This window comes from Streptomyces coffeae (assembly GCF_016741875.1).
Classification (GTDB): domain Bacteria; phylum Actinomycetota; class Actinomycetes; order Streptomycetales; family Streptomycetaceae; genus Streptomyces; species Streptomyces coffeae.
The window spans coordinates 365,271-382,320 of the sequence record NZ_JAERRF010000006.1 but is presented as its reverse complement, the minus strand read 5'-3'; the positions used below and the strand labels follow the sequence as shown (position 1 = coordinate 382,320).

Sequence of the window (17,050 nt, the reverse complement as noted above, 5' to 3'; positions counted from 1 at the left end):
CCGCCCGCTCCCGGGCCGGGTATCCCGTGCCCGGCTTCGAAATTGGCCGACGGACATGCCCTCATGGGGCTCGAATGCGACGACCTGGGAGCGCGCGTCCCAGCCCGAGTGATCCTCCAGCGCTGTGGGAGACCGTGACGGCACCCTCGGCGCCGGGGTTTCTTCCAGGTGAGGACGGTACGGGCAGTGGCATGGGGCGTGTGCGCGACGTCGCAGGGTTCTGTCAATCCGTCATTTCGGGGAATATCCGTGTCTTGCGGGTCACGGCTAGCTTTCTGCTCTCTCTGACATCAGGTCAGAGCGCTTACACAGAAGGTGGGTTGAACAGAGTGATGCGAAGCCGAAGGGACATGCTCAGGGCGGCAACAGCCGTGGCGGGTGCGGCGGCGGTCGGCGGCATGGGAGCCGGAGCGGCCGCCGCCGCGTCCAGGGGGCCGCAGGACACCAGACGTGTGCTGAGTTCGGTGGGGACGCGCCTGAACACCTTCCACGACGCCTCGGGCCGGGTGACCGTGTCGGTGTTCTCGCACCGGGGGAATCCGCCGCAGCAGCACTGGATCGACGAGACTGTGCTCGTCGGCGACGGGGACATGGTGGCCATCGGCGGCGGGGCCACCGCGGTGGAGTACCCCCAGGGCGCGCTGCTGACCGCGTCGTACCCCACTGACGACCTGTCGGGGTGGACCGTCAGCGCGAAGGACCATGTCGACGCACAGGCGTATGAGCTGGTCTCCTACGTCATCGGTCTGAAGATCGCCGGGATGAGCCGGGACGAGCTGCTGCGGTCGGTGTACGTCTCGCGTGCGGACAGCGGTCTGGCCCCGCATCCGGAAGCCGAGGCAGGGCTGCCGTCGTCGAACGACTACGTCCTGGTCGGCGGCGGTTTCCGGGTGGACTGGCACGGTGCGGGCAATCTCGCCACCGCGTCCTTCCCCGCCACCGAGACCTCCTGGAAGGTGCGGTCGAAGGACCATCTGGTCTCCGACCCCGCCAACATCCGTGCGTACGCCATCGCCCTGCGGCGGCGGCTGCGGGTCGGGACGGTGTTCAACACCTTCACCCGGGCCGATGCCGGACGGTCCCCGCACCCGGCCGCGGTGGCATCGCTGACGCCCGGATACGCGCTGACCGGTGGCGGGGCGGAAGTGCACTGGAACGGCTCGGGCAATCTGCTGTGGAAGCTGGAACCGGCCACCACCCAGACACCCAGCTTCACCGCCGCCTCCAAGGACCACCACGTGCCCGATCCGGCCACCCTCACCGCCTACGCGGTGGGCATCCGCCTCGGCTGACGGGCGCGGCCGTTTCCGCGGGCCCCGAGGGGCCCGGTCCCGCGCCGGTGGTGTTTCATCGCCGGCGCGGGCCGGGATCGACCTGGATCAGCGCATGGGTGCCGGTGGTGCGCCAGCCCTCCGGGTGGGCGGTGTCGAGCGCGGCCACGGTGCGTTCGTCGAGGCCCACGATCACATCGGACTTCAGGGTGCGCAGTGCGGCCACCGGCCCGGGGAAGTACCCGGTGCATGCGGTGAAGGGCGTGGTCGGCGGCCACAGCCGGTCGCCCACCAGGCGGCGGTAGTTGAGGTCGCCCTTCATGACGGTCACCGTGGCCGAGGCGAATGCACGCCGCAGACTGCCGGGCATGGCGGCGTAGGGCAGCGGAGCGCGGAAGAAGTCATGGGCCCCGATGGTGAGGTGCCCCTTGCCCATCGCCGACCACAGTCGGCTGCCGACATCGGCGACGGCTCCCCCGGCCCGGGTCAGACGGCGCAGACAGTCGAGGACATCGGCGGTGGTGGCGTCGGAGACGTAGTACGGATACGGCTTCACCGCCAGCACGGCCCGGTCGGCGCGGCCGTGGTACAGCAGATGGTCGAGGAGGACGAGGTCGGGCAGCAGTTCCCGCCCGGCGTTGTCCGCCACCAGATACACGGTGGCCGGGGAGCCGCCGGGCAGCAGTGACCACAGGGCCTCGGTGGCGTCTGCCACGAGGGGCGCGTCGGCGGCGTCCGCCGCGTCACTCGTGGTGGAGAGCCGGAACCCGAGGTCCGCGCGGTTGCCCCAGAGCGAGCCGTGCACCAGCGCGTTCGCCTGACGCTCGGTGGGTGAGCGCAGCACGGCGTCGAGCGCGGCCAGTTCTTCGGCCGCCTCAGGGGTGTGCAGTTCGGCGTGTTTGAACGGGCGGAACGGATCGATGCCCTGCCAGGGGCCGGGCCCGAAGTAACCGACGGCTTCGAGGAGCTGACGGTAGAAGTAGCTCTCGGCCCACAGGAAGGGCACATCGAACCATGACCGGCCGAAGTGTTCCCGTCCCCACTCCTGCCATCGGTCGTGGTCGTACGCGGTGGCGGGGAGCGGCGCGATGACACCCTCGGTGCACTCATGGTGCAGGGTGTCGAGCGCACGGTGCTGTTCGGGGCCGTACGGGAAGGCATCGCGCACCTTCTCGATGAGCGCCGGATGCCGCTCGGCGAGCACGCTCCGGGCGAACGATCCGGGCGCGTCGCTCAGAATCTGGGGCGCGTCGGATGCGTCGGGCATGGCAGTCAGGATTCCACACCGTGCCCGGGGACGGGGCGCTGCCAGTGCGCGGGGCGGTTGAGCGCGCCGGGCACCCGGGTGGCGGCATCGCCCCGTGCCGCGTTGAGCTGGGCCTGGGTGAGGAAGAGGGCGCCGGTGAGATCCGCTCCGCTCAGATCGGCGTCGCGGAGGTCGGCGCCGATCAGATCGGCGCCGCTCAGATCGGCCCGGGTGAGGTCGGCCGCGATGAGCAGAGCCCCGCGGAGATTGGCGCCGCGCAGATCGGCACCGCGGAGCCGGGCTCCGATGAGATCTGCTCCCCTGCGGTTCTTCTTCTTTCCGGGGACCGTGGCCCGTACCCGCTCGCTGGTGCGCAGCAGCAGACCACTGACCTTCTCCCGGTGGGCCGCGACGTCCAGTCGCCGCAACTCGTCGGCATTGCCGCGGGTGAGCCGTTCCGTCTCGTGCAGCGCCGCGCGCAGCTCGGTGTGGAGGGGCCGGGCGGCGGGAAGCGTCAGGGACTCGGTCAGGTACCACAGCAGTTCGTGGAGCACACGCATCACCGGGAACACCACGAACATGTCGGCGGCGGTGTGCGGGTGGCGGCGCCAGTCGCGTCCGGCGAAGGTGTGGCGGGAGACCTTCTGCCCGGCGCCGAAGCAGTCGAAGACCGTGCAGCCGGAGAAGCCCTTCTCCCGCAGCCGGGCGTGGACACCGCAGCGGAAGTCCTCACGCAGATTGCGGCAGGGCCGCCCCGCGTCCTTGTTGAACGCGAAGTCCGCCGAGGCGGCGAAGGGCAGCGCGACACAGCAGAGCGCGAAGCAGCTGCCGCAGTCGGCCCGCAGGTCGAGGCGGTCCACCTCGCCGGAGGGTGCTTCGGGCTGGTGTGACACCGTGTGTGATCTCCCGTTTCCACAGTGCGCCACGGCTTGGGGTGGCGCTGGGCACAAGGACCCATTGTCTCAGTCGGGGATGATCAGGTCGATTCCATAAGCGGCGACCGCCAGACAGGCGGCGAAACACACCATGGCGATGGCCGCGGCCACCGTGCCGGAGCCGCGGTGAAGGACACCGCGGCGGGTGGCGCCGGAGCGTTCGCCGTACGCCTCGGCACGGCTCCACGCGGCGATACCGAGCGAGAACATGACGACCACGACCACGGTGATCCCCAGACTCACTCCGAGGACCCCGCCGAGGCTGCCCCATTCGATGTCCATCCCGTCAGACTCCTCCCGTCGTCCGGTGTGCCTGTCGTCCGCGGTCCGTCCGGTGTCCCCTCCCCGGTGTCACCTCCCCGGTGTCACGCGGCCGAGCGCGCCGTGCTCTCGGCGGCGCCGGGAACGGGCAGCTCATTGACGTTGTCCGGGTTGACCGGCCGACGGCGCGAGAGTGCGTAGAAACCCGCTGCCGCCGCCACGGCCACGCTCGCCACCAGCGCCACGCCCGCGGTGCCCCGGCCGGCGACCCAGGCGGCGGTGCCTCCCACGGCCGCTGCCGCGGGCAGGGTGAGCATCCAGGACACGGCGATCCGCCCGGCCACGCCCCAGCGCACATGGGCCAGCCTGCGGCCGAGCCCGGCGCCCAGAATGCTGCCGGTGCAGACCTGGGTGGTCGACAGCGCGAAGCCCAGGTGGGAGGAGGAGAGGATGACCGCGGTCGCGCTGGTCTCGGCCGCGAAGCCCTGGGGTGGCTGGATATCGGTCAGCCCCCTCCCCATGGTGCGGATGATCCGCCAGCCACCGGCATAGGTGCCCAGCGAGATCGCGAGACCGGCGCTGACCACCACCCACCACGGCGGGCCGGCGCCATGGCTGAGCACACCGCCGGAGATGAGGGCGAGGGTGATGACCCCCATCGTCTTCTGCGCGTCATTGGTGCCGTGGGCGAGGGCCACCAGGGAGGCCGAGCCCACCTGTCCGGCGCGGAAGCCCTTGCGCACCGTGCGGCCGGACACCCGCCGGGTGATCACATAGGCGAGGTATGTCGCCAGTACGGCGACCAGGCAGGCCACCACCGGGGAGGCGAGCGCCGGAATCACGATCTTCTCGGCGATGGCGTCGAACCGCACCGCCGAACCGCCCGACCCCACCCACACCGCGCCGATCAGCCCGCCGAAGAGGGCGTGCGAGGAGCTGGAGGGCAGTCCGGCAAGCCAGGTGATGAGATTCCACAGGATCGCCCCGACCAGCCCCGCGAAGATCATCACTGGGGAGACCTTGGCATCGTCGACGATGCCGTTGGAAATCGTCTTGGCCACCTCGGTGGACAGGAACGCCCCGGCGAGGTTGAGGACTCCGGCCACAGCCACGGCGACGCGCGGGGACAGCGCCCCGGTGGCGATGGAGGTGGCCATCGAGTTGGCGGTGTCGTGGAAGCCGTTGGTGAAGTCGAAGGCCAGTGCGGTGAGAATCACAGCGATGAGAAGGAAGGTGACAGATTCCACCTCGGACCTCCCACACCCTCGCGCCGGACCGTCCTTGTGAAGACCGCTGTCTGATTCAACGCTAAGCGCGCAGCCGGACGGCCGCCACGCGGTACGGAGCGCGACCCCGAGGCCGCTCCTGGCGACGCGTCGGGCTCAGGGAGAGGCGGGTGTTGAGCTCCCGCACGGCGCCCCCGGCAACCCGGCCCGCGCGGTTCCAGGCCGCGTCCCCGGCCGGCGCGCGGGTGCGGACATCCGCACCTGGCAGACCCGGTTGGTGCGGTCACGCCCGATCGGATACGCGACCGGTTCCCCATCCCCGTCGCGCACGATCACCATGGAGGTGCGGACCGCGTCCGCACCTCCAGTCGCTCACGGACCGCCGCCGATCCCGGCCCCGGCGATGAGGACGGTCATCCCTCGCCCCGGTCCGGGGAGCGGACCTCGGGGCGGTCCATGATCCGCAGCCAGGTGCCGTCCGGCTGGCGCCGGGCCACCTGCACCCGGCCACCGGTGTTGTCGGCGGGGCGGGTCGAGGTGAGGGCGAGGTCCCCGTGGCGGACGGTCGGCAGCGCCTCCTCGAGCTGGAAGGGCTCGGAGGTGTGCTCGAGCATCCGCTCGCACACCGCGCGGATGGCGTCCCGGCCGACGGTCGCGGACCCCGGCGGATACGCGAGCACCGCGTCCGGCGCGTACAGCTCGGCCAGCCCCTCGGCGTCACCGGCGTTGGCTCGCTCCACGAACAGCCGGGCCAGGTCCTCGGGGGTGGTGGCGCGTTCACGGGTCTCGGTCATGATCGGCTCCTTTCGTCTGCCTCCACTCTCGTGCGGTCGTCACCAGAAGTACAAGAGATAGTTCATCTGGTTGCTAGAATCATCTGTTATGGAACTGCGACAGCTCGCCTACTTCGTGGCGGTGGCCGAGGAGCGGAACTTCACCCGGGCCGCGGAGCGGGTCCATGTGGCGCAGCCCGGGGTCAGCGCCCAGATCCGGCGGCTGGAGCGGGAGCTCGGACAGGAGCTGCTGGACCGCTCCGGCCGCTCGGTGCGGCTCACAGAAGTGGGCGCGGCGGTCCTCCCCTACGCACGGGCCGCGCTGGCCGCGGTGGAGGGCGCCCGGCTCGCCGTCGACGAGCTGACCGGGCTGCTGCGGGGACATGTGGCGGTGGGCACCGTGACCTCGCACAGTGTCGATCTGCCGGGGCTGCTGGCGGAGTTCCACGACGCCCATCCGGCAGTGGAGATCACCCTGACCGAGGGCACGTCCGACGAGCTCGTCGACGGACTGCGCAACGGACGGCTGGACGCGGCGATCGTCAGCGTGGGTCCCACGGCCCCGGCCGGTCTGGAGATGGCGGTGATCACGGACCAGCCGATCGTCGCCGCGGTCAGCCACGATCACGAACTGGCCGTCCACTCGGCCATTTCCCTGGACACCCTGCGCGGGCGCGCGCTGATCAGCCTGCCGTACGGCACTGGGCTGCGCACCCGGCTGAACGAGGCGTGCGCCGCGGCCGGCTTCACCCCGCGCATCGCCTTCGAGGCCAGCGACCCCGAAGTGCTGGCCCAGCTCGCCGAGCGTGGACTCGGCGCGGCCATCCTGCCCCGCGCGTTCGCCGACGCACGGTCGGACCGGCTGCGGACCGTCGCCATCGACCCGCCCGCGCTGCGCGGACGGCTGGCCTTCGCCTGGCGGGCGGGCGGCCCGAGCGGTCCGGCCGGACGTGCCCTGATCGCCCGCGCCCGCGAGGCGGTGGCCGGGGCGTAGACGCTCCGGCCAACTCACCCCGGGTGCAGCTGTGCTGACAGTAGATCAGACCTTCGGCGCGGCCGAGGGGTTGCGGATGAGGCCGGTGAGCGGGGCGTCGGTGCGCCACCCCAGCGACTCGTACAGCGCCTGCCCCTCGGGCGTCGCCCCGAGCACCGCGGACCGCGCGCCCACCGCGAGGGCCTCATGGGCCAAGGTGCGCATGACGAGGCTGCCCAGGCCCTTGCGGCGTTGGTCCGTGGCGGTCTCGATCTGGTCGACCACCGCGGTGTCGGCGCCCGGCGGAACCGCCACCTGGCCACGGGCGGCGAAGGTGCCGTCGGTGGTGACCACCAGCGCCCGGGTGAGACCGCCCCGTGTCCAGGTACGCATGCGATAGCCGTCGGGCACCGGCGCGGACACCGGGGCCAGCGGTGTCGACATCAGGAAGCCCGGATCGTCGAAGTCCCAGCCGGGCGCCATCCATGGTCCGACGACCTCCCTCGGAAGCAGCGTCTTCAGCCAGGTGCCGGGTGCCGTGATGGTGCTGGTGAGCTCGCGCACCAGCGCTTCGTTCGCTTCGGGCAGGACATGGCGGGTCACCTGACGGGGCTGTGTACCCACATCGAAGACAAACCCGTACAAGGTCCGCTCCGGCGGTGACGCCAGTCGTGAGATGACCCAGCCCTCGACCCAGGCCCGCACCAACTCCGGGTCCACCGGCCCAGCGTCCACGCGCGCGGTCGCCATCTGATACATCGCCACACCATCCCCCGGATGTAATAGGTAATCTTGCCGTGCACACATTACATCGCCATGACAGCGCAGCGCGGGGAATTCCAGAATCGCCCCCTGACCCGGCGCCGGGCGGGCCGGATGCGACCCGGCCGGTGCGGGGCGACACTGGCAGGGGGAGGTGGATCTCTGTGATGCGGGGTGTGTGCGTATGGGTGGGCTGCGGCGATGACCAAACGCCCCGGGCCCCAGGGCGGGGAGGGCGCCCCGCAGGTGCGGGATCTGCCCACGCGTATCGATGCCACCGGCCGGCGCCGCGAGTCCGACGCTCTGGGGACGATCGAGGTGCCCGCCGACCGGTACTGGGGTGCCCAGACCCAGCGGGCGCTGGTCCACTTCTCGATCGGCGAGGACCGGATGCCCAGGGCCGTCTACCACGCCTACGGCTCCATCAAGAAGGCGGCCGCGCTGGTCAACGGCCGTGAGGGGCGGCTGGCGGGCTGGCAGGCCGATCTGATCGCCCATGTCGCCGACGAGGTGGTCTCGGGCGCGCTGGACGACCACTTCCCGCTCCATGTGTGGCAGAGCGGATCCGGCACCCAGGTCAACATGAACGTCAACGAGGTCATCACCAACCGCGCGATCCAGTTGGTCGGCGGTGTGCTGGGATCGAAGGACCCGGTGCATCCCAACGACCATGTCAACATGGGGCAGTCGTCCAACGACACCTTCCCCACGGCCATGCATCTCGCCACCGTGCGCTCCCTGCACGACCATGTGCTGCCCCGGGTGAGCCTGCTTCAGGAGGCCATCGCCGCCAAGTCCCGCGCCTGGTACGACGTGGTCAAGACCGGCCGCACCCATCTCCAGGACGCGGTCCCGCTCTCCGTGGGGCAGGAGTGGTCCGGCTACGCGGCCCAGCTGTCCGACGCCATCGAGGGGCTGCGCGCCACTCTGCCCGGCCTGTACCAGCTGGCCATCGGCGGCACCGCGGTGGGCACCGGCCTCAACGCGCCCGAGGGCTTCGGCGCGGCGGTCGCCCAGGAGCTCGCACAGGCGACCGGACATCCGTTCCGGGTGGCGGTCAACTCCTTCGCGGCGCAAGGCAGTCTGGACGCCATGGTGGCCGCGTCCGCCGGACTGCGGGCCCTGGCCGTTCCGCTGATGAAGATCGCCAATGACATCCGCTGGATGGCGTCCGGCCCCCGCTGCGGTATCGGGGAGCTGATCCTGCCACCCAACGAACCCGGGAGTTCCCTCATGCCCGGCAAGGTGAACCCCACCCAGTGCGAGGCGATGATGATGGTGTGCGCCCAGGTGCTGGCGGAGGACAGCAGTGTGGCCCTGGCGGGCGGTCAGGGCAATTTCGAGCTCAACACGATGCGGCCGCTCGTCATCAACAACGTGCTGCACTCCGCCCGGACCCTCGCCGACGCCTGCGAGAAGCTGCGGGTCCACTGCGTCGAGGGCGCGGAGCTGAACCGTGAGCGGATCGACGACCAGGTGGCGCGTTCCCTGATGCTGGTCACCGCGCTCTGCCCGGAGCTCGGCTACGACAGGGCGAGCCAGATCGCGCACATGGCGGCCGACGAGGGAACCACCCTGCGCGAGGCCGCCATCGCCAGCGGCCACATCGGCGCCGAGGACTTCGACCGCATCGTCGACCCCCGGAAGATGGCCCGGCTCACCGAATGAAACCGGGGACCCGGCTCACCGAAGGAACCCGGGCGATCCGTGGTCGGCCAGCGGCCCGACCTCCAGGCCGTTCGCCCGGCATTCCGCCACCAGCGCGGGCAGCGCAGCCAGCGTGGCGCGCCAGCAGCCCACCGCTGCCGCCCGGTCGGAGTCGTGCAGCAGCACGGTGGCGCCGCCGCGCAGATCGCGCCGTACGGCGGCGAGCACCGAGCGGGGGGTGGCGTCCGCGGACCAGTCGCGCCCCCAGGCCGACCACAGCACCGGCCGGAGACCGGCCCGGAGCGCCGCGAGCCAGCGGCCGCCGGTCAGAATGCCATACGGCGGCCGGTACCACAGCGGCACCGAGCCGGTGGCCATCCGCACGGCACGGGCGGCCTGGGCGACCTCACGGACGTCCCGGGCCACCGTGGGCAGCCACGGGCGGCTGTGGGTCCAGCCGTGGACGGCGAGTTCATGGCCGCGGCGGGCGATGTCGAGCGTGGTCCGCGGATAGCGCACCACGCTGTCGCCCAGGACGAAGAAGGTGGCCCGTACCGCCAGTTCGTCGAGGACGTCGAGGAATCGCGGGGTGGACCGGGGATCAGGGCCGTCGTCGAAGGTGAGGGCCACATGGTCGGAACGACCGGAGCCCGCGAGCGCGGGGAACAGGGCCCGCCGCGGCCCCGCCAGCCAGGTACCGGCCGGGGCGGCGTGGGCGGCGGCCACCAGCAGGGCCGTGTTCCGCACCATCGCTCCGGGCCGGTGACGGACGCTCATGGTGCCCTCCCCCGGTCCCCGGACCCGTCCCGCCGTCCGGGGATGTCCGTCGTGGGGGCGGCGGACGGTTCCGGGGCCGCGGGTCCGTCGGCGTCCCAGCCGCCCGCCATGGCGGGCGAGCGGGTCAGCCCGACGATCCCCACGGCCATCAGGGCGACGCCGACGGCCTCCGGCAGGATGCGCAGCCCCAGTTCGACCCGTTCACCGAACAGCACCCAGCCCAGCACGATGCTCACCAGCGCGTCGCCGAGGGTGAGCGCGGGCTGCGACGCCGCCAGGGTGCCCGCGCGCAGCGTGCTCTGCAACAGCAGGAAGCTCAGCAGCCCGACCACGCACACGGCGTAGAGCGGCCAGCTGGTGAACACCGCGGCCACTCCGCCGGCGAACCGGCCGGTGAACTCCTTGATCAGGGCCGCGGTGCAGGCGAAACACGCGGCGGTGGCACAGCCGAGGACGGCGGCGCGGGCGGCGCCGTGCAGAGCGCGGGCCACCGCGGCCAGGGCGGCCACGGCGAGCACCACGGCCACACCCACCGGGAGCCAGCGGCCGTTCTGCGCCGTGGCCTGTCCACGCGAGGGGTCGGCGGCGATGAGGAACAGCGCGAGACCGGCGGCGAGCATCACAAACGCCAGCCAGGTGCGGCCGTCCGGGTACTGCCGGAACACCAGACTGCCCACCACCAGCGTGAACAGCAGCTCGCTGACGAGCAGCGGCTGGACGACGGAGAGCCGTCCCACGGCCAGCGCGCCCACCTGGGCCACCGCCGACACCACCATCGCCGCGCCCCCGGCCAGCCAGTAGGGGCGGCACAGCAGCCTGCCGAGCCGCCGTACGGCGTGGCCGAGGCCCTGTCCGCCCGGCTGTTCCCGCTCCTGGTCCATCGCGGCCCGCCGCTGGAGCACCGACGCCGCTCCGTTGCCCAGCGCGGACAGCAGGGCCAGCAGGACGGTCAGGACGTTCACCGGGCGTCACCCGAAGCGGGAGGCCAGCCGGTGGTAGAGCGCCGGCGCCGCCCCGTGGATCAGTGCGGGCAGCCGCAGCCAGGCGGGTACGTAAACCTCGTCGCGGCCCCGTGCCACGGCGTCCCAGACCGCGGCGGCGACCCGCTCGGGCGGCAGCGGACGGGGGTGTGCGCGGGTGTACGGGGCCCCGCGGCGGGCGAAGAACGGGGTGTCCACCACACCAGGGACCACATGGGTGACACGTACGCCGGCCCCGCGCAGTTCGTAGCGCAGGGAGTCGGCGAAGGCGCCGAGCGCCGCCTTGGCGGCCGAGTACACCGCCTCGCCACGGACGCCCACACTGCCCGCGATCGAGCCGATCAGCACGATGTGTCCGCGCCGCCGGTCGAGCATTTGCGGCAGGGCCGTGCGGACAAGCCGTACGGCCGCCAGCAGATCGACGCCGACCACCCGGTCGATGGCGGCCGGGGGCATGGTGGCGAACGATCCGGCCCAGCCCACGCCCGCCCCCGCCACCAACAGATCGATCCGGCCGGCGGCATCGAGGGCGTCGCGCACCAGGTCCTGGCTGCCCTCAGGGGTGGCCAGATCGGCGGGGAGGGCGATGGCCGAGGTCCTCCCGGCCACCCGGGCCAGCCGTTCCCGATGGCGGCCACTGACCAGCAGCCGCCAGTCGTCCTCTGCGGCGAACCGGTCGGCGATGGCGGCGCCGATGCCCGAAGAGGCGCCGGTCACCAGCGCGATCCTGGTCCCGGTGCCGGCGTCGCGCCCGGTGTCCCGGCCCGTGCCGTGGTGGAGGTGTGCGTCCGGGAGGGGGCGGATCATGGCATCTCCCTGTCTCGCTGCGGGCCGGCGGGTGGTCGGGACACCGGCCGTCGGGTGCGCGGTTTGACGGCACGCGGAGCGGTTACCTCCAGTGAGCCATGTCCCGGCGCGCCTCGCACCATCGGAGGTGTTCATGCGGCCCCTGCCCGACCGCTCCGGCGCCCCCTCCCCCCGCCGTCTGCTGGTGATGAGCGCCGGGATGGGCGCTGGGCACGACGCGGTGGCGGGCGAGCTGGTGCGCAGGCTGGAGGCGATGGGGCACCGGGCGGACCGGGTCGATGTGCTGGATCTGCTGCCCGCCGGTGTGGGAGCGGGGCTGCGGTCCTTCTACCGGACGACGATCCGCCGCGCGCCGGTGGTGTACGCGGGCATCTACCGGGCGTTCTTCCGTCCCGGCCCCGGTCCGCGGCCCGGCACCGCTCCGCTGGCCGTGCTCGCCGAGGGCCGTTTGCTGGACACCGTGGAGCGGCTGCGGTCGGACGCGGTCGTCCCGGTGTTCCACCTCGCCGCGCAGCTCACCGGGCGGCTGCGCAAGCGCGGTGCGCTGACCGTGCCCAGCACGGTCGTCGTCACCGACTTCTCGGTGCACCGGCAGTGGCTGCATCCGGGCAACGACCGGTATCTGTGTGTCTCCGCCGAGGCCGCGGAGACCGTGCGCCGGGCGCTGGGGCGTCCTGCCACGGCCACCGGCCCGGTGGTGGCGGCGCGGTTCTTCGCCCCGGCGGAGGGCGCCGATGACTGGGGGCGGCGGTTCGCGGCCCGGGCGCCCGGGAGGCCACCGGTGCTGCTGTCGGTCGGCGCGTGGGGGGCTGGGACACGGGTGGCGGAGACGGCGCGGCTGCTGTCCGGCGGCGGATATCTGCCGGTGGTGCTGTGCGGCCGGGACGAGCGGCTGCGGCATGGGCTGGCGCGGTGGCCGGAGGTGCTGCCCCTCGGCTGGGAGCCGGACATGCCCGGGTTGCTGGCGGCCTCACAGGCCCTGGTGGACAACGCCGCCGGGCAGACCGCGCTGGAGGCGCTGGCGACGGGTGTGCCCGTGGTGGGCTACCGCCCGATCCCGGGGCACGGCCGGGAAGGTGTCCGCAGGATGGCCGCCCTGGGCCTGTCGGACCATGCGGCGGACTCATGGGATCTGCTGCGGCTGCTGGATGTGCTCACCGTGTCCTCCGGGACACGTGAGCGCCGGATCGCGGCGGCCCGCGAGCTGTTCGCGGACGACGCCGCCGCACGGATCGCCGAGACGGTGCGGGACGCGGCAGCGCCAGGCTGACGGGGCGCCGGGGCGTGGACGGCCATCAGTCCGGTGGCCGCGGGGGTGTTGTGGTGGCGAGCGGTGTGGCGGTGCCGACGGCACCCCGCGACCGGGGTGGCCGACGGCTGCCGATGTCGCCGGGGCCGGGCGGGCAAGGCAGCGCGGATACGGGCGGGAGAGGATGGCCCGTGTCTTCGGTGGGTTCCGGACCGCCGAAGCGTATCGGATCCACCCTCTCCCGGGGCCCTGCGCGCCGACCGCCGACTCCGCGGACCGCGTCAGCCGCGCCCTCGGTTTGCCTGGAGTCCTGTCGTCGCCAACACCGCGGCCCATGGGTGGCGGTGAGTGGTGGCGCAGCGGCCAGGGTGGTGAGGAGGGTTGTGCGGTACGCGGGTGCCGACCGGGCGCGACGCCAGGCCGTCAGCTCGTGGCCGCGGCCTCGTACAGGCCACGGCCGGAGCGCTGGGCCCGGTCCGTCGAGCGCAGCCGCTCGAGGGTGTTGCGCACCGAGTTCACGTTGGTACGCGTTTCCTCGCGCCCCAGCGCCTCGTTGACCTCGGAAGCGCGCATCGGGCGACCGGCCTTGCGCAGGGCGGCCAGCACGTTGTCCGTGAGCCCGCTGGCGCGCTCGGAACCGGTGCCCGCTTCCGTGGCCTTGTCGGCAGCCTTCGCCGCGGTCTTGGCGACCTTGGCGACGGTCTTGGGCGCCTTGGTGGCCTTCACCGCGGCCTTGGTGGACTTCGGGGCCTTGGCCGCGGCCTTCTTGGTGGCCTTCTTGGCGACCGCGGTCTTCTTGGCCGCGGTCTTGGTGGCCCGTCCGGTGGCCGACTTCGCCTTGCCCCTGGTGCGCTGACGGCCGATGGCCGCCTTGCGGGTGGCGGCCGCCTCGGCACCGGCCTCCTCGGTCACCTCGGTGGCCACGTCCGCGGTGGCGGCGGCCGTGTCACCGGTGGCGGGCTCGGAAACCGACGCCGCCACGGCCACGGTGGTGGCCACCTCCGCGGACACCGCTCCGGTGGAGAGCAGCTGAAGGCTGCTCAGCGCGGTGCTGACCGCCTCCAGCCGCTTGGTGACGGCGTCCAAATCGTCCTTGAGGGCCTGCTGTTGCTTCTGAAGCTCAGGGAGTTCCGCCTCCAATGCCTCGATGGTGGATCCGACACTGCTGTCCGCGCTCAATGCGTGCGCCATCGTTCGTCCCCTTTCTGGGCCTCTGCGCCCATCGCAGCTGCGATTATGCCTGCTGTCAGGAGTGTGCGGTGCCCGGTGTGCAACGACGCAAAACAACTGGAGCCGTCCGGATCCCTCGTGAGAGGCCAACTTCCGGTGAAGAAACGGGCCCCGGACACCGTGTGCGGACCCCGGATGTCATCCGGAAGAGTGGCGCCGCAAACACGATGACGAGACGTCAGAACACCTGATGTCGGCGCAGGTTGCGGTGGTGGACGCAGCGTGGTGGATCGGTCGCCACCCCGCCCCATCGGCGGATTAATCGATGTGCACACTCACACTTCCTGTGTACCCTAGCCTTTTCCCTAGGATCCCTAGGTTCTACCAGGAACACGGAGGTGGCGCATGGTTCGTGCCGGTCTGACGACCGAGCGCGTGGTGCGGGCGGCGGCGGATCTGGCGGACATCGTCGGACTGGACAACGTCACGATGTCGGCACTGGCGCGGAGTTTCGGCGTCAAGGACGCGAGCCTGTACTCGCACATCCGATCCGTCTCCGAGCTCCGGGCACGGATCGCCCTGCTGGCCGCGGACGAGATCGCGGACCGCTTCGGGGCGGCGGTGGCGGGCCTTTCGGGCCGGGACGCCCTGGTGGCGTTCGCCGATGCCTACCGCAACTACGCGCTGGAGCGCCCCGGCCGCTACGCCGCCACCCAGATCCAGATCGACCCCGCGACGGCCGCCGCATCGGCGGGCGGACGGCGCAAGATCGACCTCACCTACTCGATGCTGCGCGGCTACGGGCTGTCGGAACCCGATCTGACCGATGCGGTACGGCTGCTGCGCAGCACCTTCCACGGCTTCGTCAGCCTTGAGGCCAACGGCGGCTTCGGACACCCCCGTGACCTCCGGGCGTCATGGGAGCGGACCGTCGAGGCTCTGCACATCGCACTGGAGCACTGGCCCTCTTCCGGGTCCCGAACGAGCGGAAAGCGACGCACCTCATGAGCACGCACACCAGCGGCGAACCCCTGACCGGCAGCCTGCGGGTACCCGGCGCGACCCTCCACTACGAGGTGCGCGGCAGCGGCCCGGTGCTGCTGCTGATACCGGGCGGATCCGCCGACGCCGCCCTCTTCGACACAGTGGCGCCCGTCTTCACCGACCGCTGGACGGTGGTCTCCTACGACCCGCGCGGGATGTCCCGCAGCTCGCTCGACGGCCCGCTGGAGGACCAGCGGGTCGAGCGCCACAGCGAGGACGCGTACCGTCTGCTCGAGGAGGTGGCGCCGGACGGCGCACCGGCCTGTGTGTTCGGCACCAGCTCCGGCGCCATCGCCGCGCTGGACCTGCTGGCCCGCCACCCGGAGCGGCTGCGGCTGGTGGTGGCCCACGAGCCTCCGGTGGTGGAGCTGCTGCCCGACGCCGAGCGCCACCGGGCGTTCTTCGCCGAGGTGCACACGGCGTACCGCCGTGAGGGGGTCGCGGCGGCCATGGCGGTGATGAGCGCCGGAACCGGCGGCGGGGGCCAGGAGAGGGAACGGCAGGAGGACCGGCCCGCGAGTCCGCCGGTGGATGAACTGCCGCCGCATCTGACCCATATGGTCAGCCGGATGCATGCCAATACGCCGTACTTCCTGGAGCACATCCTGCGCCAGTTCACCACCCATGTGCCGGATGTGGCCGCGCTGGAGAGGGTGGCGGACCGGCTGGTCCTGGCCGCGGGCCGGGAGTCCCGGGGACAGCTCCTCCGGCGTCCGGCCGCGCTGCTCGCGGAGCGATTCGGCGGCGAGGTGGTGGAGTTCCCCGGTGGCCATGTGGGCCTCGCCGAGCATCCGGCGGAGTTCGCCGAGGCGCTGTCCGCGACCCTGGGGTGAGCCCCGGCCCGCCCCGGCGGCTTCCGCCGGATGGTGGAGCCGGGTCGTGGAGCCGAGTGGTAGAGGTGGGTGGTGGAGCCGGGTGGTAGAAACGACATACCCCTACCAGGCGGAAGGACAGCGATGAAGCGGCGCTGCGCGGTGCTCGACGACTACCAGGACGTGGCGCTGTCGATGGCCGACTGGTCTCAGCTGCGCGACACGGTGGACGCGGTCGTGCACCGGCACCACATCGCCGATCAGGACGCGCTGGTCGAGGCGGTCGGGGACTGCGAGATCGTGGTCATCATGCGGGAGCGCACCCCGTTCCCCGCCGAGATCTTCGCCCGGCTGCCACGGCTGAGGCTGCTCGTCACCACGGGGATGCGCAACGCCTCCGTGGATCTGGCGGCGGCCGCCCGGCACGGGGTGACCGTCTGCGGTACGGCGAGCAGTTCGGAGCCGCCCGTCGAGCTGACCTGGGCGCTGATCCTCGGACTCGCCCGCCATGTGGTGCCCGAGAGCACCGCGCTGCGCGACGGCGGACCGTGGCAGAGCACGGTCGGCACCGATCTGCACGGCAGCCGCCTCGGACTGCTGGGGCTGGGCAAGATCGGTGCCAAAGTGGCACGGATCGGCCGGGCGTTCGGCATGGAGGTGGCCGCCTGGAGCCGGAATCTGACGGCGGAGCGGGCGGAGGCCGAGGGTGTCCGGCTCGCCTCGTCCCTGGAGGAGTTGCTGGAGAGCAGCGATTTCCTCTCGGTGCATCTGGTGCTCAGCGACCGCAGCCGCGGACTGCTGGGCACCGCGGAGTTGCGGCGGATGCGGCCCAGCGCGTTCCTCGTCAACACCTCGCGCGCGGCGATCGTGGATCAGCGCGCGCTCGCGGACGCCCTGCGCGGTGGATGGATCGCGGGCGCGGGGGTCGATGTCTTCGACGAGGAGCCGCCGGGGCCGGACCACCCCTACCGTTCGCTGCCGAATCTGCTGGCCACACCGCATCTGGGCTATGTCACGCGAAACAACTACGAGCGGTTCTTCACGCAGGCGGTCGAGGACATCCGCGCCTACCTCGCGGACGATCCGGTCCGGGTGCTCACCGCGCGGTAGGCCGTTC

The 17,050-nt window shown here is 72.1% G+C and carries 17 protein-coding genes; 7 read left to right on the top strand and 10 right to left on the bottom strand.

Annotated features, from left to right (window positions below):
- The first annotated feature begins 464 nt into the window (after positions 1-464).
- Positions 465-1,292 carry a hypothetical protein gene (locus tag JK363_RS12965; RefSeq protein ID WP_201874978.1) on the top strand — a complete coding sequence of 276 codons (828 nt, stop codon included), beginning with the start codon at positions 465-467 and terminating at the stop codon, positions 1,290-1,292.
- Between the two features lie 55 nt (positions 1,293-1,347).
- On the opposite strand, the gene JK363_RS12960 is transcribed toward JK363_RS12965, so the two are convergent.
- The 5 genes from JK363_RS12960 to JK363_RS12940 all read right to left on the bottom strand — a co-directional run bounded on the left by JK363_RS12960 (position 1,348) and on the right by JK363_RS12940 (position 5,733).
- Positions 1,348-2,538 carry a damage-control phosphatase ARMT1 family protein gene (locus JK363_RS12960; RefSeq protein ID WP_201874977.1) on the bottom strand — a complete coding sequence of 397 codons (1,191 nt, stop codon included), beginning with the start codon at positions 2,536-2,538 and terminating at the stop codon, positions 1,348-1,350.
- 5 nt (positions 2,539-2,543) lie between these two features.
- Entirely contained in the window at positions 2,544-3,410 is an 867-nt protein-coding gene (locus JK363_RS12955; RefSeq protein WP_201874976.1) for a pentapeptide repeat-containing protein, read from the bottom strand.
- A gap of 69 nt (positions 3,411-3,479) precedes the next feature.
- The gene (locus JK363_RS12950) at positions 3,480-3,734 is read right to left on the bottom strand and encodes a hypothetical protein (protein WP_201874975.1); all 255 of its coding nucleotides are present in this window, start codon (positions 3,732-3,734) and stop codon (positions 3,480-3,482) included.
- Positions 3,735-3,817: 83 nt separating this feature from the next.
- Positions 3,818-4,960, bottom strand: a complete 1,143-nt coding sequence (locus tag JK363_RS12945) for an inorganic phosphate transporter (protein ID WP_201874974.1) — start codon at positions 4,958-4,960, stop codon at positions 3,818-3,820.
- A gap of 392 nt (positions 4,961-5,352) precedes the next feature.
- A complete protein-coding gene (locus tag JK363_RS12940; protein ID WP_201874973.1) occupies positions 5,353-5,733 on the bottom strand; it encodes a YybH family protein in 381 nt (126 codons plus the stop codon).
- Positions 5,734-5,821: 88 nt separating this feature from the next.
- Here JK363_RS12940 and JK363_RS12935 point away from each other — a divergent pair, with 88 nt between their 5' ends.
- The gene (locus tag JK363_RS12935; RefSeq protein ID WP_201874972.1) at positions 5,822-6,706 is read left to right on the top strand and encodes a LysR family transcriptional regulator; all 885 of its coding nucleotides are present in this window, start codon (positions 5,822-5,824) and stop codon (positions 6,704-6,706) included.
- Positions 6,707-6,751: 45 nt separating this feature from the next.
- Here JK363_RS12935 and JK363_RS12930 read toward each other — a convergent pair whose 3' ends face one another.
- Positions 6,752-7,435 carry a GNAT family N-acetyltransferase gene (locus tag JK363_RS12930; RefSeq protein ID WP_201874971.1) on the bottom strand — a complete coding sequence of 228 codons (684 nt, stop codon included), beginning with the start codon at positions 7,433-7,435 and terminating at the stop codon, positions 6,752-6,754.
- A gap of 213 nt (positions 7,436-7,648) precedes the next feature.
- Here JK363_RS12930 and JK363_RS12925 point away from each other — a divergent pair, with 213 nt between their 5' ends.
- On the top strand, positions 7,649-9,115 hold the full coding sequence (locus tag JK363_RS12925) for a class II fumarate hydratase (RefSeq protein WP_201874970.1): 1,467 nt from the start codon (positions 7,649-7,651) through the stop codon (positions 9,113-9,115).
- Positions 9,116-9,130: 15 nt separating this feature from the next.
- On the opposite strand, the gene JK363_RS12920 is transcribed toward JK363_RS12925, so the two are convergent.
- The 3 genes from JK363_RS12920 to JK363_RS12910 are packed head-to-tail and all read right to left on the bottom strand — an operon-like array spanning position 9,131 to position 11,658.
- Positions 9,131-9,871: a polysaccharide deacetylase family protein gene (locus tag JK363_RS12920; RefSeq protein ID WP_201874969.1), complete on the bottom strand. Its 741-nt coding sequence runs from the start codon at positions 9,869-9,871 to the stop codon at positions 9,131-9,133.
- Complete coding sequence (locus tag JK363_RS12915; RefSeq protein ID WP_201874968.1) at positions 9,868-10,833, bottom strand: DMT family transporter; 966 nt, start codon at positions 10,831-10,833, stop codon at positions 9,868-9,870. Before JK363_RS12915 ends, JK363_RS12920 begins: the two co-directional genes overlap by 4 nt.
- A 6-nt stretch (positions 10,834-10,839) precedes the next feature.
- Positions 10,840-11,658 carry an SDR family NAD(P)-dependent oxidoreductase gene (locus tag JK363_RS12910; RefSeq protein ID WP_201874967.1) on the bottom strand — a complete coding sequence of 273 codons (819 nt, stop codon included), beginning with the start codon at positions 11,656-11,658 and terminating at the stop codon, positions 10,840-10,842.
- 133 nt (positions 11,659-11,791) lie between these two features.
- On the opposite strand from JK363_RS12910, the gene JK363_RS12905 reads away from it, so the two are divergent.
- Positions 11,792-12,928 carry an MGDG synthase family glycosyltransferase gene (locus tag JK363_RS12905; protein ID WP_236075714.1) on the top strand — a complete coding sequence of 379 codons (1,137 nt, stop codon included), beginning with the start codon at positions 11,792-11,794 and terminating at the stop codon, positions 12,926-12,928.
- A 402-nt stretch (positions 12,929-13,330) separates the two neighbouring features.
- Here JK363_RS12905 and JK363_RS12900 read toward each other — a convergent pair whose 3' ends face one another.
- Positions 13,331-14,098, bottom strand: a complete 768-nt coding sequence (locus JK363_RS12900) for a prephenate dehydrogenase (RefSeq protein ID WP_201874966.1) — start codon at positions 14,096-14,098, stop codon at positions 13,331-13,333.
- A gap of 384 nt (positions 14,099-14,482) precedes the next feature.
- Between JK363_RS12900 and JK363_RS12895 the strand changes: the two genes are divergently transcribed.
- From JK363_RS12895 to JK363_RS12885, 3 genes are all read left to right on the top strand, one after another.
- Positions 14,483-15,085: a TetR/AcrR family transcriptional regulator gene (locus JK363_RS12895; protein WP_201874965.1), complete on the top strand. Its 603-nt coding sequence runs from the start codon at positions 14,483-14,485 to the stop codon at positions 15,083-15,085.
- Entirely contained in the window at positions 15,082-15,954 is an 873-nt protein-coding gene (locus tag JK363_RS12890; protein ID WP_201874964.1) for an alpha/beta fold hydrolase, read from the top strand. Before JK363_RS12895 ends, JK363_RS12890 begins: the two co-directional genes overlap by 4 nt.
- Before the next feature lie 123 nt (positions 15,955-16,077).
- Positions 16,078-17,043 carry a D-2-hydroxyacid dehydrogenase family protein gene (locus JK363_RS12885; RefSeq protein WP_201874963.1) on the top strand — a complete coding sequence of 322 codons (966 nt, stop codon included), beginning with the start codon at positions 16,078-16,080 and terminating at the stop codon, positions 17,041-17,043.
- The last annotated feature ends 7 nt before the right edge of the window (positions 17,044-17,050 follow it).

Bases quoted from the DNA above. Each gene is read 5' to 3' on its own strand.
- JK363_RS12960 (WP_201874977.1), bottom strand. From the start codon at position 2,538: ATGCCCGACGCATCCGACGCGCCCCAGATTCTGAGCGACGCGCCCGGA.
- JK363_RS12950 (WP_201874975.1), bottom strand. From the start codon at position 3,734: ATGGACATCGAATGGGGCAGCCTCGGCGGGGTCCTCGGAGTGAGTCTG.
- JK363_RS12940 (WP_201874973.1), bottom strand. From the start codon at position 5,733: ATGACCGAGACCCGTGAACGCGCCACCACCCCCGAGGACCTGGCCCGG.
- JK363_RS12935 (WP_201874972.1), top strand. From the start codon at position 5,822: ATGGAACTGCGACAGCTCGCCTACTTCGTGGCGGTGGCCGAGGAGCGG.
- JK363_RS12930 (WP_201874971.1), bottom strand. From the start codon at position 7,435: ATGGCGACCGCGCGCGTGGACGCTGGGCCGGTGGACCCGGAGTTGGTG.
- JK363_RS12925 (WP_201874970.1), top strand. From the start codon at position 7,649: ATGACCAAACGCCCCGGGCCCCAGGGCGGGGAGGGCGCCCCGCAGGTG.
- JK363_RS12920 (WP_201874969.1), bottom strand. From the start codon at position 9,871: ATGAGCGTCCGTCACCGGCCCGGAGCGATGGTGCGGAACACGGCCCTG.
- JK363_RS12910 (WP_201874967.1), bottom strand. From the start codon at position 11,658: ATGATCCGCCCCCTCCCGGACGCACACCTCCACCACGGCACGGGCCGG.
- JK363_RS12905 (WP_236075714.1), top strand. From the start codon at position 11,792: ATGCGGCCCCTGCCCGACCGCTCCGGCGCCCCCTCCCCCCGCCGTCTG.
- JK363_RS12900 (WP_201874966.1), bottom strand. From the start codon at position 14,098: ATGGCGCACGCATTGAGCGCGGACAGCAGTGTCGGATCCACCATCGAG.
- JK363_RS12895 (WP_201874965.1), top strand. From the start codon at position 14,483: ATGGTTCGTGCCGGTCTGACGACCGAGCGCGTGGTGCGGGCGGCGGCG.
- JK363_RS12890 (WP_201874964.1), top strand. From the start codon at position 15,082: ATGAGCACGCACACCAGCGGCGAACCCCTGACCGGCAGCCTGCGGGTA.
- JK363_RS12885 (WP_201874963.1), top strand. From the start codon at position 16,078: ATGAAGCGGCGCTGCGCGGTGCTCGACGACTACCAGGACGTGGCGCTG.